Below are 12484 nucleotides of genomic sequence, written 5' to 3'. Positions count from 1 at the left end.
CGTTGTGGCACAGGAATATACTGTTGAACAATTGAACCACGGCCGTAAAGTCTGGGACTTTATGCGCTGGGACTACTGGGCCTTCGGCATTTCAGGTTTTCTGCTGATTGTGTCGATCGCCATCATCGGCGTTCGCGGGTTTAACTGGGGGCTCGATTTCACCGGCGGTACGGTGATTGAAATTACCCTTGAGAAACCGGTCGATCTGGACCAGATGCGCGATTCCCTGCAGAAAGCGGGCTTTGAAGAGCCGCAGGTGCAGAACTTTGGCAGCAGCCGCGACATCATGGTACGTATGCCGCCGGTGCATGACGCCAACGGCAGCCAGGAGCTGGGCAGCAAGGTCGTGACGGTGATTAACGAATCGACCAGCCAGAATGCGGCAGTGAAGCGTATTGAGTTTGTCGGCCCGAGCGTCGGGGCGGACCTCGCGCAAACCGGCGCCCTGGCGCTGATTGCGGCGCTGGTCTGTATCCTGATCTACGTCGGCTTCCGCTTCGAATGGCGTCTGGCCGCCGGGGTGGTTATCGCCCTGGCGCACGACGTGGTGATCACCATGGGCGTGCTGTCGCTGTTCCATATCGAGATCGACCTGACCATCGTGGCCTCGTTGATGTCGGTTATCGGCTACTCGCTGAACGACAGTATCGTGGTATCGGACCGTATCCGTGAAAACTTCCGTAAGATCCGCCGCGGTACGCCGTATGAGATCTTTAACGTGTCGTTGACCCAGACGCTGCACCGTACCTTGATCACCTCTGGTACCACTTTGATGGTGATCCTGATGCTGTTCCTGTTCGGCGGCCCGATTCTGGAAGGCTTCTCGCTGACCATGCTGATCGGTGTTTCCATCGGTACGGCTTCCTCTATCTACGTCGCCTCCGCGCTGGCGTTGAAGCTGGGCATGAAGCGCGAGCATCTGATCCAGCAGAAGGTTGAGAAAGAAGGGGCGGATCAGCCGTCTATTCTGCCGTAATCCGGTTCAGTTGAGATAAAGCTATCCCGGCCCTTGCGGCCGGGATTTTTTTGCCCGCGACAAAACCTGCTGACAGTATGCTGTCAGGAGCCCTCCCATACACTGCCTCTGAACTCACTAACGAGCAGGAGGAAGTATGAACAACGTGATTAACTGGTTTGAAATTCCGGTCGCCGATATGGATCGCGCCGTCGCGTTTTATGAGCCGGTGATGCAAGTGTCGCTGCGTCGCGAAACCATGGACTGCGCCGAGCTGGCGGTGTTCCCGCATCAGGATCCGGCCCCCGGCGGCGCGCTGGCCAAATTTGAAGGTATCGCGCCCTCGGCGCAGGGCGCTATTATTTATCTGCATACTGATCATCTTGCCGCCACGCTGGAGCGCGTTGCCTCGGCGGGTGGGGCCTGTGTCTTCGGCCCGCTGACGCTGCCGAATGATATTGGCACCATCGCCCTGTTTACCGACAGCGAGGGCAACCGCGTCGGCCTGCACCAGCCGGCTTAACCTTAACTTTTGTGAAGTGAGACATGACCCGACGCGCCGACCGTTTATTTCAGATTGTGCAGATCCTGCGCGGCAGGCGGCTCACTACCGCCGCGCTGCTGGCGGAGCGGCTGGGCGTGTCGGAGCGTACCGTCTATCGCGATATTCGCGATCTCTCCCTCTCCGGCGTACCGGTGGAGGGCGAAGCGGGCAGCGGCTACCGGCTGCTGGCGGGCTACGATCTGCCGCCGCTGATGCTGACCACCAAAGAATCCGAGGCGCTGATCGCTGCGATTCGGCTGCTAAAAACCTGGGGCGGTGAGGCGCTGTCGCAGTCGCTGGAGTCCGCCCAGGAAAAAATGCTGGCGATCCTGCCGGAGGCGCGTCGGCGCCAGGCGGAGCAGACTCGCCTGTTTGCCCCCGATTTCGGCGCCCATCGCTATGCTAAAACCCATTTTGACGTCATTCATCAGGCGGTCTCCGGCCAGCAGGTGCTGCAGCTGCGCTATCAGGATGAGACAGGCCGGGTGACCGAGCGCGACGTGCTGCCCCTGGGGCTGTTTTTCTGGGGGGAGCGCTGGCTGCTGGTGGCCTGGTGCGAACTGCGCAATGATTACCGCAATTTTCGCCTCGACCGTTGTCTGGAGGTCAGAAGGACCGAACGTCGATTCAGCGAGTGCGCCGACCGCTCGTTAAGCGATTTTCTGCGCAAGGTCCGGTGCGAGGTGCGGGAGAAATAAAAAAGCCCGGGCAGCAGGAGCTGCGGCCCGGGCGCTGTCTTGCTGTATCAGCAATCAGAAGTTGTAGCCGACCACGAAGTAACCACCCCAGCCGGTCGAGCGAACGCTGAACGGACCATCGCCGAAGTTCAGCTTCGCATCATCAGCCCACTGGCCGCCGTTATGGAAGTAACGGGCGACGATAGAGTAGTGCCAGTGCGCGTAGTTCAGCGCCAGGATGTGGCTGGAGGCGATAGAGTTGCTGGTGCGCGCGTGCTTCCCGTTCAGATCGTAGAAGTTGTCATCGCCGAGGTCAGAACCCCAGTCGAAGTTGGTGAAGCCGATGTAGCTCAGCGAACCGCCCCACAGGTCGGTCAGCGGCACAAAGTATTTCACTTTGAAGCGATAGCCGTCCCATTCGTTTTCGTTGGAGGCGCCGTAGTTCTGCCACTGGTACTTGGCGTAGACGTTCAGCGACAGGCTCATTGGCAGGCCGGTATCGATATCGGTACCCAGACCCATATACCAGGTGCTCTGCTCCTGGGAGTCGTTGCGGCCCATATCGTAGATGTAGTTGTTGGCGAAATACCATTCTTTGAACGGCCCGAAGCTCAGGTCGGTATTGGTCAGCTTATCGATAGAGAAACGCGGTTCGATCTCCATAAACAGCGGGGAACCTTTGTTCCAGATACCTTTTGCCGTGCTGTTGCCGCCGAAGAATACCGGGGCATCAATATAGCCGTAGAAATCAAACCAGTCTTTTTTGGCGAACGCTTCGTATTCCAGGTAGGTATCGTTACGGATCTGCGGTCCAAAACGGGTGTGGTAGCTGCCCACCACGTTAACACTCTGGTGCCACCAGTCAGACAGATACTGCGGTTTGTCGTTTTCTGCCGCGCCCGCGGCAAAAGTAGTGGAGAGCGCCACAACCGCACCCGCTGCCAGTAATGTTTTTTTCATAGTAATGCCACTGTTTAAATTGAGCCTGAAGGCGTTAAAAGAAGTGCCGAAGCGTTTCTAAATATTTCGTCTTTCTGTGGGGGTCTATTATAGGAATCATTGCTCACAAAAATACGTGTTGTTTCACATAACCAGAACATGCGTAATCGATTGCGTTCACGATTCTATGCATTTCTTGACAAAATGCTACTGAAAATCGCGCTGCAGAACGATTTCTAATGAACTCTTGCGAAAAGTTGTAAGTGGATAAGAAAGACGGGGCAGGAGGTAGCCGGGCGGGGCAGGCCCGGCTGAAGGCTTACTGGGCGGCGGCGGGCTGGATATCGTGTACGCGAATAAAACCGACTTTATCTGGCGTTACATTGAGGCGCAACGGGATATCGACATCGCTGGGGGCGAGGGTGCTGGCCGGCGCGCTAATCAGCTGATCCTGAACATTGACTTCCTGATAGCTGTGGGTGGTGCCGGTGATCTGTCCGGAAGCGACGGTGGCGGTAAAGGCCGGCAGCGGATCGTTGGATTCGCCCTGAATGCGTAAGGTCAGGCGTGACCCATCGCCATCCGGGGTAATACTGCCCACCGACATGCGCAGGGTGCCGATCTGGCTCTCCAGCCGCGCCGGGGTCTTGGCCTCCGGCAGCAGATAGACGCCGCGGGTGGATTTGGCGTTCAGCGCGTTTTGCTGGGTGATTTTGATCGTTTGCTGGTTGAGCTGGGTCATCTCCTGGCTCAGCGTACTCACGCTCTGGTGCATCTGGCGGATTTCGCTTTGCTGGGCGCAGGCGGTCAGGGTGAACAGGCAGCCCGCGATGGCGAGCTTCAGGTAACGTCTTGTCATGGTCAGGATTCCGTTTACAGAGGATGCTTAATGGTAGCCAAACCGGCCTCATCTCCCATAGATCCTTTGTCTCAAAAGCTCTTTCTTTGTAGTCCGGTCACTTCGCGGTAAACTACTCTTCAGTTTAACTACCTGTCAGGACGCGCTATGCATTGCCCTTTCTGTTTCGCCGTGGATACCAAAGTGATCGACTCTCGTCTGGTGGGGGAAGGCTCTTCCGTGCGTCGCCGTCGGCAGTGCCTGGTCTGTAACGAACGCTTTACCACCTTCGAAGTGGCGGAGCTGGTGATGCCGCGGGTGGTGAAGAGTAACGATGTGCGCGAACCCTTCAACGAAGACAAGCTGCGCAGCGGGATGCTGAAAGCGCTGGAGAAACGTCCGGTTAGCGCCGACGACGTGGAAATGGCGGTCAACCATATCAAGACTCATCTGCGCGGCACCGGCGAGCGTGAAGTGGCCAGCAAAATGATCGGCAACCTGGTGATGGAGCAGCTGAAAAAGCTGGATAAAGTCGCCTATATTCGCTTCGCGTCGGTCTATCGCAGCTTCGAAGATATTAAAGAATTCGGCGAAGAGATCGCCCGCTTACAGGACTAAGCCATGCAGGACGAAATGTACATGGCGCGTGCGCTGAAGCTTGCCGCGCGCGGTCGCTTTACTACCCATCCTAACCCTAACGTCGGCTGCGTCATTGTGAAAGACGGCGAGATCGTCGGCGAGGGGTTTCACTATCGCGCCGGCGAGCCGCATGCTGAAGTGCACGCCCTGCGCATGGCTGGCGAAAAGGCGCGCGGCGCCACCGCCTACGTCACTCTTGAGCCCTGCAGCCACCATGGCCGTACGCCGCCATGCTGCGATGCGCTGATTGCCGCCGGCGTCAGCCGCGTGGTCGCCGCGATGCAGGATCCGAACCCGCAGGTGGCGGGGCGCGGTTTGTATCGCCTGCAGCAGGCCGGCATTGAGGTCAGCCATGGGCTGATGATGAACGAAGCGGAAGCGCTGAATAAGGGCTTTCTGAAGCGGATGCGCACCGGTTTTCCCTGGGTGCAGCTGAAGCTGGGCGCCTCGCTGGACGGCCGCACGGCGATGGCCAGCGGCGAAAGCCAGTGGATCACCTCCCCGCAGGCGCGACGCGACGTGCAGCGTCTGCGCGCCCAGAGCCATGCCATCCTGACCAGCAGCGCCACCGTGCTGGCGGACGATCCGGCGCTGACCGTGCGCTGGCAGGAGCTGAGCGCCGATACCCAGGCGCTTTATCCCGAAGAGAATTTGCGCCAGCCGCTGCGCGTCGTCATCGACAGCCAGAACCGCGTCACGCCTGAGCATCGTATTGTGCAGCAGGCGGGGGAAACGCTGTTTGCCCGCCTGCGCGCCGATGAACGGCAGTGGCCGGAAAGCGCCCGCACGCTGCTGGTTCCGGAGCATAACGGCCATCTCGATCTGGTGCTGCTGATGATGCTGCTCGGCAAACAGCAGATCAACAGCGTCTGGGTTGAGGCAGGGGCCACGCTTGCCGGGGCGCTGCTGCAGGCGGGTCTGGTCGACGAGCTTATCGTCTATATTGCGCCTAAACTGTTAGGCAATGCGGCGCGTGGATTATGCGCGCTGCCGGGGCTTGAAGAGCTGAGCCAGGCCCCCCATTTTAAATTCAATGAGATACGTCAGGTTGGCCCGGATGTCTGCCTGCATTTAACCACTGCGTGAGGCTTTCCTGATTATTAGGAAGCAGCGCTCAGAATAATATGATAAAATCCGCCCCCCTTGCGGGGCACATGAACCCGAAGGAAGAGTATGAACATTATTGAAGCTAACGTTGCTACCCCGGACGCTCGCGTCGCCATCACCATTGCGCGTTTCAACAACTTTATCAATGACAGCCTGCTGGAAGGCGCGATTGACGCCCTGAAACGCATTGGTCAGGTAAAAGATGAAAACATCACCGTCGTTTGGGTTCCAGGCGCGTATGAGCTGCCGCTGGCGGCTGGCGCACTGGCGAAAACCGGTAAATATGACGCGGTGATCGCGCTGGGGACGGTGATTCGCGGCGGTACCGCCCACTTTGAATATGTGGCAGGCGGTGCCAGCAATGGCCTGGCGCATGTCGCTCAGGACAGCGAAATCCCGGTAGCCTTTGGTGTTCTGACCACTGAAAGTATTGAACAAGCCATTGAGCGCGCTGGCACCAAAGCCGGTAACAAAGGTGCAGAAGCTGCGCTGACCGCGCTGGAAATGATTAACGTATTGAAAGCCATCAAGGCCTGATTTTTGTAAGGGGAATTCCGTGAAACCTGCTGCTCGTCGCCGCGCCCGTGAGTGTGCCGTTCAGGCGCTCTACTCCTGGCAGTTGTCCCACAACGACATCGCTGATGTCGAATACCAGTTCCTGGCGGAACAGGACGTAAAAGATGTTGATGTTCTGTATTTCCGCGAACTGCTGTCCGGAGTGGCGACTAACAGCGCGTACCTCGACGGCCTGATGAAGCCCTACCTGTCCCGCCAGCTGGAAGAGCTGGGCCAGGTTGAAAAAGCGGTGCTGCGTATCGCGCTGTTTGAGCTGTCCAAACGTGATGACGTACCGTATAAAGTGGCCATCAATGAAGCTATCGAACTGGCGAAAACCTTCGGCGCTGAAGATAGCCACAAGTTCGTTAACGGCGTGCTGGACAAAGCGGCTCCGGTAATTCGTCCCCACAAGAAGTAAACTGCAGGCCGGGTTTTGCGAGGGTCGCCTCGCAGCCCGGCCTTATTTATTATTTTGCTGAGGCATAACGTATGGCATGCGGCGAATTCTCCCTGATTGCCCGTTATTTTGATCGCGTTAAAAGCGCCCGCCTTGATGTTGAAACCGGCATCGGCGATGACTGCGCGCTCCTGCATATTCCCGAGAAAAAAACGCTGGCAATCAGCACCGACACCCTGGTGGCGGGCAATCACTTCTTACCCGATATCGACCCTGCCGACCTCGCTTATAAAGCGCTGGCGGTGAACCTGAGCGACCTCGCGGCGATGGGCGCGGAGCCGGCGTGGCTCACGCTGGCGCTGACCTTGCCGGAGGTGGATGAAGTCTGGCTGGAAGCCTTCAGCGACAGCCTGTTTGTCCAGCTGGACTATTACGATATGCAACTGATTGGCGGCGACACTACCCGTGGCCCGCTCTCCATGACGCTGGGTATCCACGGCTTTGTGCCGCCGGGACGCGCCATGAAACGCGCTGGCGCGAAGCCGGGGGACTGGATCTATGTTACCGGCACTCCGGGAGACAGCGCCGCCGGTCTGGCGGTACTGCAGAATCGTCTAACGGTGGATGAACCGTCTGACGCCGACTACCTGCTGGCCCGTCATCTGCGGCCGATGCCGCGCGTGCTGCAGGGCCAGGCGCTGCGTGACCTGGCGACATCGGCTATCGATCTCTCCGACGGCCTGATCTCCGATCTGGGCCATATTCTCAAAGCCAGCGGCTGCGGCGCGCGCATCGATCTCGATGCCATGCCGTATTCCGACGCGATACTGCGCCAGGTTGATTCTGAGCAGGCGCTGCGCTGGGCGCTCGCCGGCGGGGAAGATTACGAGCTGTGCTTTACCGTACCGGAGCTGAACCGCGGGGCGCTGGACGTGGCTCTTGGCCATCTTGGCGCGCGTTTTACCTGTATCGGACAGATTGCGCCGGAGAGCGAAGGGCTGCAGTTTATCCGCGACGGTAAGCCGGTCGCGCTTGATTTAAAGGGATACGATCACTTTGCGTAGTCGAGACGAGGCGCTTAGCCGCCTGAGCATGCGTAATCCGTGGCATCTGCTGGCGACCGGTTTTGGCAGCGGCTTAAGCCCGGTGGTGCCGGGGACGATGGGCTCGCTGGCGGCGATCCCGTTCTGGTATCTGATGACCTTTCTCCCCTGGCAGCTTTACTCGCTGGTGGTGATGATGAGCATCTGTATCGGCGTCTATCTGTGCCATCGCACGGCCAAAGATATGGGCACCCATGACCACGGCAGCATCGTCTGGGACGAGTTCGTCGGGATGTGGATCACCCTGATGGCGCTGCCGACCCTGGACTGGCAGTGGGTGGCCGCCGGCTTCGTGATTTTCCGTATCTTCGATATGTGGAAGCCGTGGCCGATTCGCTGGTTTGATCGCAATATCCACGGCGGAATGGGGATTATGGTCGACGACATCGTCGCCGGCGTGATCTCCGCTGGCGTGCTGTACGTCATTGGCCATCACTGGCCCATCGGTCTGCTTTAACCGCCTCTCCCCGGCAACGCTACGCTGCCGGGGAAACCACGCCCTTCACTTAAATCCCACCACCGGATGCGGCTGATACGGCGCCTCCAGCTTGTCGATCTGTTCCGGGGAGAGCGTCAAATCCACCGCCTGCAGCAGATCATCGAGCTGTTCCTGACGCGACGGGCCGATAATCGGCGCGGCGACGCCGGGTTTGCTTAACAGCCAGGCGAGGGCGACCTGGGCGCGGCTGGCGTCGAGTTCTTCCGCCACGTCCGCGAGATTCCCGGCGATCTGCGCATCGTTTTCTTCACTGGTGCTGTACAGCGATTTGCCGAACTCATCTGAGACCAGCCGGGCGGTGGTCTCACCCCAGGGGCGGGTTAGCCTGCCGCGCGCCAGCGGACTCCATGGGATCACCGCTACGCCGTTACGTTGGCACAGGGGCAGCATCTCATTCTCTTCTTCCCGGTAAATCAGGTTGTAGTGATCCTGCATGGTGACGAAGCGCGCCCAGCCGTTCTGCTGCTGGAGCGCCAGCGCCTGGGCAAACTGTCGGGCATGCATGGACGAGGCGCCGATATAGCGCGCTTTGCCGGCTTTCACCACCTCGTCCAGCGCTTCGAGCGTCTCTTCAATCGGGGTGGTATAGTCCCAGCGGTGGATCTGCAGCAGGTCGACATAGTCCATCCCGAGACGGCGCAGGCTGTCGTCGATGGAGCGCAGGATCTGCACCCGGGAAAGTCCTTCCGCCAGATCGCCGACCTGGTGATACACCTTGGTGGCGACAACCACCTCGTCGCGGCGGGCAAAGTCGCGCAGGGCGCGGCCAACGATCTCTTCGCTGCTGCCGTCGGAGTAGCTATTTGCGGTATCGAAGAAGTTGATGCCGCCTTCAATGGCGTGCTGGATAAGCGGGCGGCTGCTCTCTTCCGGAAGCGTCCAGGCGTGTCTGCCGCGGTCCGGCTCGCCGAAGGTCATGCAGCCGAGGCAGAGTCGGGAAACACGTAAGGCAGTATCACCGAGGGGGATATAGTGCATAGTGCGCTCCTGCTATTCATCAAGGGTATCCCTTAAGCATAGCAGGAGCGGAAGGGGCAATTATGCCAGCCAGTCGCGGATTTTGGCTTCAATACCGGCGGCATCAAGGCCGAGGTCGGCGCGGATCTCTTCCTGAGTGCCCTGAGGAATAAAATAATCCGGCAGGCCAATATTGAGCACCGGTACCGCCCGGCGGTGGGCCATCAGCACTTCGTTCACGCCGCTGCCGGCGCCGCCCATGATGGCGTTCTCTTCCAGCGTCACCAGCGCGTCGTGCTCGCCGGCCAGCTGGAGGATCAGCGCGGTATCCAGCGGCTTCACAAAGCGCATATCCACCAGGGTGGCGTTGAGTTTGTCCGCTACCGCCGCGGCTTCCGGCAGCAGGGTGCCAAAGTTGAGGATCGCTATTTTCTCGCCCTGACGTTTCACCACCCCTTTGCCGATCGGCAGCGATGCCAGCGGCTCGAGCGTCGCGCCGGTGCCGCTACCGCGCGGATAGCGCACCGCGCAGGGGCCGTCGCTGTAGTGGTAGCCGGTGTACAGCATCTGGCGACATTCATTTTCATCGCTCGGGGTCATTACCACCATATCCGGAATACAGCGCAGGAAGGAGAGATCGAACGCTCCCTGATGCGTCTGGCCGTCTGCGCCGACGATCCCGGCGCGGTCGATAGCAAACAGCACCGGCAGCTTCTGGATAGCCACATCGTGGATCACCTGATCGTAGGCTCGCTGCAGGAAGGTGGAGTAGATCGCCACCACCGGCTTGTAGTCGCCAATCGCCAGCCCGGCGGCGAAGGTGACCGCATGCTGCTCGGCAATGGCGACGTCAAAGTACCGATCGGGGAATTTCTTCGAAAACTCCACCATCCCTGAACCTTCGCGCATCGCCGGCGTGATCGCCATCAGCTTGTTGTCTTTGGCCGCCGTTTCACACAGCCAGTCGCCGAAGATTTTCGAGTAGGAAGGGAGGCCGCCGCTGCTTTTGGGCAGTACGCCGCTGGTATGGTCGAATTTTGGCACCGCATGGAAGGTGATCGGGTCTTTCTCGGCGGGCTCATAGCCGCGGCCTTTTTTGGTCATAATATGCAGGAACTGCGGGCCTTTCAGGTCGCGCATGTTCTTCAGCGTGCTGACCAGACCGAGCACGTCATGGCCATCCACCGGGCCAATGTAGTTAAAGCCCAGCTCTTCAAACAGCGTGCCCGGCACCACCATCCCTTTGATATGCTCTTCGGTACGCTTAAGCAGCTCTTTAATCGGCGGCACCCCGGAGAAGACCTTTTTGCCCCCTTCGCGCAGGGTGGAGTAGAGCTTACCGGAGAGCAGCTGCGCCAGATGATTGTTCAGCGCGCCGACGTTCTCGGAAATCGACATTTCATTGTCATTCAGCACCACCAGCAGGTCGGGTTTGATATCCCCGGCGTGGTTCATCGCCTCAAACGCCATGCCGGCGGTGATCGCCCCGTCGCCAATGACGCACACCGCGCGCCGCTGCTTATCCTCTTTCGCGGCGGCGATAGCCACCCCGATACCCGCGGAAATGGAAGTGGAGGAGTGACCGACGCTCAGCACGTCATACTCGCTTTCACCGCGCCACGGGAAGGGATGCAGGCCGCCTTTCTGACGAATGGTGCCGATTTTGTCCCGGCGACCGGTCAGAATTTTATGCGGGTAGGCCTGATGGCCGACGTCCCAGATCAGGCGATCGAACGGCGTGTTATACACGTAGTGCAGCGCCACGGTCAGTTCCACCGTGCCGAGGCCAGAGGCAAAGTGACCGCTGGAACGGCTGACGCTGTCCAGCAGATAGCGCCGCAGCTCATCACATAGCTTCGGCAGGCTCTCTTTTGGCAACAGGCGCAACTCCTGGGTGGAATCTACCAGCGCCAGGGTCGGGTATTTGGCAATATCAAAACTCATCAGAGACTCATTTTTTGTTTATTTATCGCGCTGAATAATGTAATTCGCGAGCGCTTCCAGTGCCGAAGTATCCAGAGATTGTGCGGCCAGCTCATCTAACGACCGGCGGGCATCAGCGATCAGGTCGTGCGCTTTCTTCCGGGCTTGCTCAAGACCCAGGAGGGCGGGATAGGTGCTTTTACCCAATTGCTGGTCGGCACCCTGACGTTTGCCAAGGGTCGCAGTATCCCCTACCACGTCGAGAATGTCATCCTGGACCTGGAAGGCAAGACCGATATTTTCCGCATAGCGATCCAGCGCGGGCAGGGCAGCGCGGCCGCGTTCGCCGGCGCTCAGGGCTCCCATCCGGACGGCGGCGCGGATCAGGGCGCCCGTTTTGTGGCGGTGGATACGCTCCAGCGCCTGTAAATCAACCTGCTGTCCCTCGGCCTGCAGATCCAGCGCCTGGCCGCCGCACATGCCCGCCACGCCGCTGGCCTGCGCCAGTTCGGAAACCATCGCCAGCCGGTCCCGGTCAGGAACGTCGACCATCGGCGCATCACTCAGTATAGAGAACGCCAGCGTTTGCAGGGCATCTCCCGCAAGAATTGCGTTGGCTTCGCCAAATTTAATATGGCAGGTCGGCAGGCCGCGGCGCAGATCGTCATCATCCATCGCCGGCAAATCATCATGCATCAGGGAGTAGGCATGAATGCATTCGACCGCCGCGGCAGGAGCATCCAGCGTGGTACGGCACACGCCGAACATCTCGCCGGTGGCGTAGACAAGGAAGGGACGCAGGCGTTTACCACCTAACAATGCGCCATAATGCATCGCTTCCACCAGCGGAGTGTTCTGAAAGGGCTGCGGGGCGATGAAACGGCGCAGCGCTTCGTTTGCCTGTTCCACACAGGCCTGCAATTGTTGCGGGAAATCCATTTATTCAGCGTCCGGCGTAAAAGGCGTGGTCGGGGAATCTTCACTATCCGCCAGCAGGATCTGCACGCGCTGTTCGGCCTTCTGCAGCTGACTTTGCCCCTGGCGCGCCAGCTGTACGCCGCGCTCAAATTCGCTTAGCGCTTCCTCTAACGGCAAATCGCCGCTTTCCAGACGGTTAACGATCTGCTCCAGTTCGCCCAGAGCAGTTTCAAAGCTGGCCGGGGCCTCATTTTTCTTTGGCATAGTGAATGTAGACTCTTGTTATGTCGCGACGGCAATACCGGGTATGGTAACGAAGTCACGCGTGTAAGCAAATAACGCGCAATGGTGATATACTCCGCGCCCAGGATGCAGGCACCGGTGTGCGCTGCTTTACAACTTTTGCTTATAGCCCCGTCGGGCTTGCCAA

Annotated in this window: 15 protein-coding genes; 9 read left to right on the top strand and 6 right to left on the bottom strand. The window is 59.2% G+C overall.

What is annotated here, in order from left to right:
• Positions 1-4: 4 nt before the first annotated feature.
• The 3 genes from secF to IB144_RS20485 all read left to right on the top strand — a co-directional run bounded on the left by secF (position 5) and on the right by IB144_RS20485 (position 2197).
• Positions 5-976 (top strand): protein translocase subunit SecF, encoded by a 972-nt coding sequence (gene secF, locus IB144_RS20495; protein WP_002890403.1) that lies wholly within the window; start codon positions 5-7, stop codon positions 974-976.
• 136 nt (positions 977-1112) lie between these two features.
• Positions 1113-1478, top strand: a complete 366-nt coding sequence (locus tag IB144_RS20490; RefSeq protein WP_002890404.1) for a VOC family protein — start codon at positions 1113-1115, stop codon at positions 1476-1478.
• 23 nt (positions 1479-1501) lie between these two features.
• The gene (locus IB144_RS20485) at positions 1502-2197 is read left to right on the top strand and encodes a YafY family protein (RefSeq protein WP_016529544.1); all 696 of its coding nucleotides are present in this window, start codon (positions 1502-1504) and stop codon (positions 2195-2197) included.
• A gap of 54 nt (positions 2198-2251) precedes the next feature.
• On the opposite strand, the gene IB144_RS20480 is transcribed toward IB144_RS20485, so the two are convergent.
• Both IB144_RS20480 and IB144_RS20475 read right to left on the bottom strand, forming a co-directional pair.
• Positions 2252-3136: a nucleoside-specific channel-forming protein Tsx gene (locus IB144_RS20480; protein ID WP_002890412.1), complete on the bottom strand. Its 885-nt coding sequence runs from the start codon at positions 3134-3136 to the stop codon at positions 2252-2254.
• A gap of 298 nt (positions 3137-3434) precedes the next feature.
• A complete protein-coding gene (locus IB144_RS20475; protein ID WP_002890414.1) occupies positions 3435-3974 on the bottom strand; it encodes a DUF3251 domain-containing protein in 540 nt (179 codons plus the stop codon).
• A 147-nt stretch (positions 3975-4121) separates the two neighbouring features.
• On the opposite strand from IB144_RS20475, the gene nrdR reads away from it, so the two are divergent.
• From nrdR to pgpA, 6 genes are all read left to right on the top strand, one after another.
• Complete coding sequence (gene nrdR, locus IB144_RS20470; RefSeq protein WP_002890417.1) at positions 4122-4571, top strand: transcriptional regulator NrdR; 450 nt, start codon at positions 4122-4124, stop codon at positions 4569-4571.
• 3 nt (positions 4572-4574) lie between these two features.
• Positions 4575-5678, top strand: a complete 1104-nt coding sequence (ribD, locus tag IB144_RS20465) for a bifunctional diaminohydroxyphosphoribosylaminopyrimidine deaminase/5-amino-6-(5-phosphoribosylamino)uracil reductase RibD (RefSeq protein WP_004144650.1) — start codon at positions 4575-4577, stop codon at positions 5676-5678.
• Between the two features lie 87 nt (positions 5679-5765).
• Entirely contained in the window at positions 5766-6236 is a 471-nt protein-coding gene (gene ribE / locus IB144_RS20460; RefSeq protein ID WP_001021161.1) for a 6,7-dimethyl-8-ribityllumazine synthase, read from the top strand.
• A 19-nt stretch (positions 6237-6255) separates the two neighbouring features.
• The gene (gene nusB, locus IB144_RS20455) at positions 6256-6675 is read left to right on the top strand and encodes a transcription antitermination factor NusB (protein WP_002891356.1); all 420 of its coding nucleotides are present in this window, start codon (positions 6256-6258) and stop codon (positions 6673-6675) included.
• Between the two features lie 71 nt (positions 6676-6746).
• Positions 6747-7718, top strand: coding sequence for a thiamine-phosphate kinase (gene thiL / locus IB144_RS20450; protein ID WP_004183163.1), 972 nt, complete (start codon positions 6747-6749; stop codon positions 7716-7718).
• 28 nt (positions 7719-7746) lie between these two features.
• The gene (pgpA, locus tag IB144_RS20445; RefSeq protein WP_004204830.1) at positions 7747-8214 is read left to right on the top strand and encodes a phosphatidylglycerophosphatase A; all 468 of its coding nucleotides are present in this window, start codon (positions 7747-7749) and stop codon (positions 8212-8214) included.
• 45 nt (positions 8215-8259) lie between these two features.
• Here pgpA and IB144_RS20440 read toward each other — a convergent pair whose 3' ends face one another.
• Genes IB144_RS20440 through xseB form a run of 4 tightly spaced genes read right to left on the bottom strand, consistent with a single transcriptional unit; the run spans position 8260 to position 12318 of the window.
• Complete coding sequence (locus tag IB144_RS20440) at positions 8260-9234, bottom strand: aldo/keto reductase (protein ID WP_048265224.1); 975 nt, start codon at positions 9232-9234, stop codon at positions 8260-8262.
• Between the two features lie 60 nt (positions 9235-9294).
• Positions 9295-11157, bottom strand: a complete 1863-nt coding sequence (gene dxs, locus IB144_RS20435; RefSeq protein ID WP_004144655.1) for a 1-deoxy-D-xylulose-5-phosphate synthase — start codon at positions 11155-11157, stop codon at positions 9295-9297.
• Between the two features lie 18 nt (positions 11158-11175).
• On the bottom strand, positions 11176-12075 hold the full coding sequence (gene ispA / locus IB144_RS20430; protein WP_004144656.1) for a (2E,6E)-farnesyl diphosphate synthase: 900 nt from the start codon (positions 12073-12075) through the stop codon (positions 11176-11178).
• Positions 12076-12318, bottom strand: coding sequence for an exodeoxyribonuclease VII small subunit (xseB, locus tag IB144_RS20425; protein WP_002891398.1), 243 nt, complete (start codon positions 12316-12318; stop codon positions 12076-12078).
• Between the last annotated feature and the right edge of the window lie 166 nt (positions 12319-12484).

Source organism: Klebsiella sp. K4, assembly GCF_014596785.2.
Lineage (GTDB): Bacteria > Pseudomonadota > Gammaproteobacteria > Enterobacterales > Enterobacteriaceae > Klebsiella > Klebsiella pneumoniae.
Note: the sequence above shows the minus strand (reverse complement) of the source record. Positions and strands in the feature narration are given on the sequence as shown.

Bases quoted from the DNA above. Each gene is read 5' to 3' on its own strand.
- pgpA (WP_004204830.1), top strand. From the start codon at position 7,747: ATGCGTAATCCGTGGCATCTGCTGGCGACCGGTTTTGGCAGCGGCTTA.
- IB144_RS20480 (WP_002890412.1), bottom strand. From the start codon at position 3,136: ATGAAAAAAACATTACTGGCAGCGGGTGCGGTTGTGGCGCTCTCCACT.
- dxs (WP_004144655.1), bottom strand. From the start codon at position 11,157: ATGAGTTTTGATATTGCCAAATACCCGACCCTGGCGCTGGTAGATTCC.
- ribD (WP_004144650.1), top strand. From the start codon at position 4,575: ATGCAGGACGAAATGTACATGGCGCGTGCGCTGAAGCTTGCCGCGCGC.
- nrdR (WP_002890417.1), top strand. From the start codon at position 4,122: ATGCATTGCCCTTTCTGTTTCGCCGTGGATACCAAAGTGATCGACTCT.
- xseB (WP_002891398.1), bottom strand. From the start codon at position 12,318: ATGCCAAAGAAAAATGAGGCCCCGGCCAGCTTTGAAACTGCTCTGGGC.
- IB144_RS20440 (WP_048265224.1), bottom strand. From the start codon at position 9,234: ATGCACTATATCCCCCTCGGTGATACTGCCTTACGTGTTTCCCGACTC.
- thiL (WP_004183163.1), top strand. From the start codon at position 6,747: ATGGCATGCGGCGAATTCTCCCTGATTGCCCGTTATTTTGATCGCGTT.
- IB144_RS20490 (WP_002890404.1), top strand. From the start codon at position 1,113: ATGAACAACGTGATTAACTGGTTTGAAATTCCGGTCGCCGATATGGAT.
- IB144_RS20485 (WP_016529544.1), top strand. From the start codon at position 1,502: ATGACCCGACGCGCCGACCGTTTATTTCAGATTGTGCAGATCCTGCGC.
- ispA (WP_004144656.1), bottom strand. From the start codon at position 12,075: ATGGATTTCCCGCAACAATTGCAGGCCTGTGTGGAACAGGCAAACGAA.
- ribE (WP_001021161.1), top strand. From the start codon at position 5,766: ATGAACATTATTGAAGCTAACGTTGCTACCCCGGACGCTCGCGTCGCC.
- IB144_RS20475 (WP_002890414.1), bottom strand. From the start codon at position 3,974: ATGACAAGACGTTACCTGAAGCTCGCCATCGCGGGCTGCCTGTTCACC.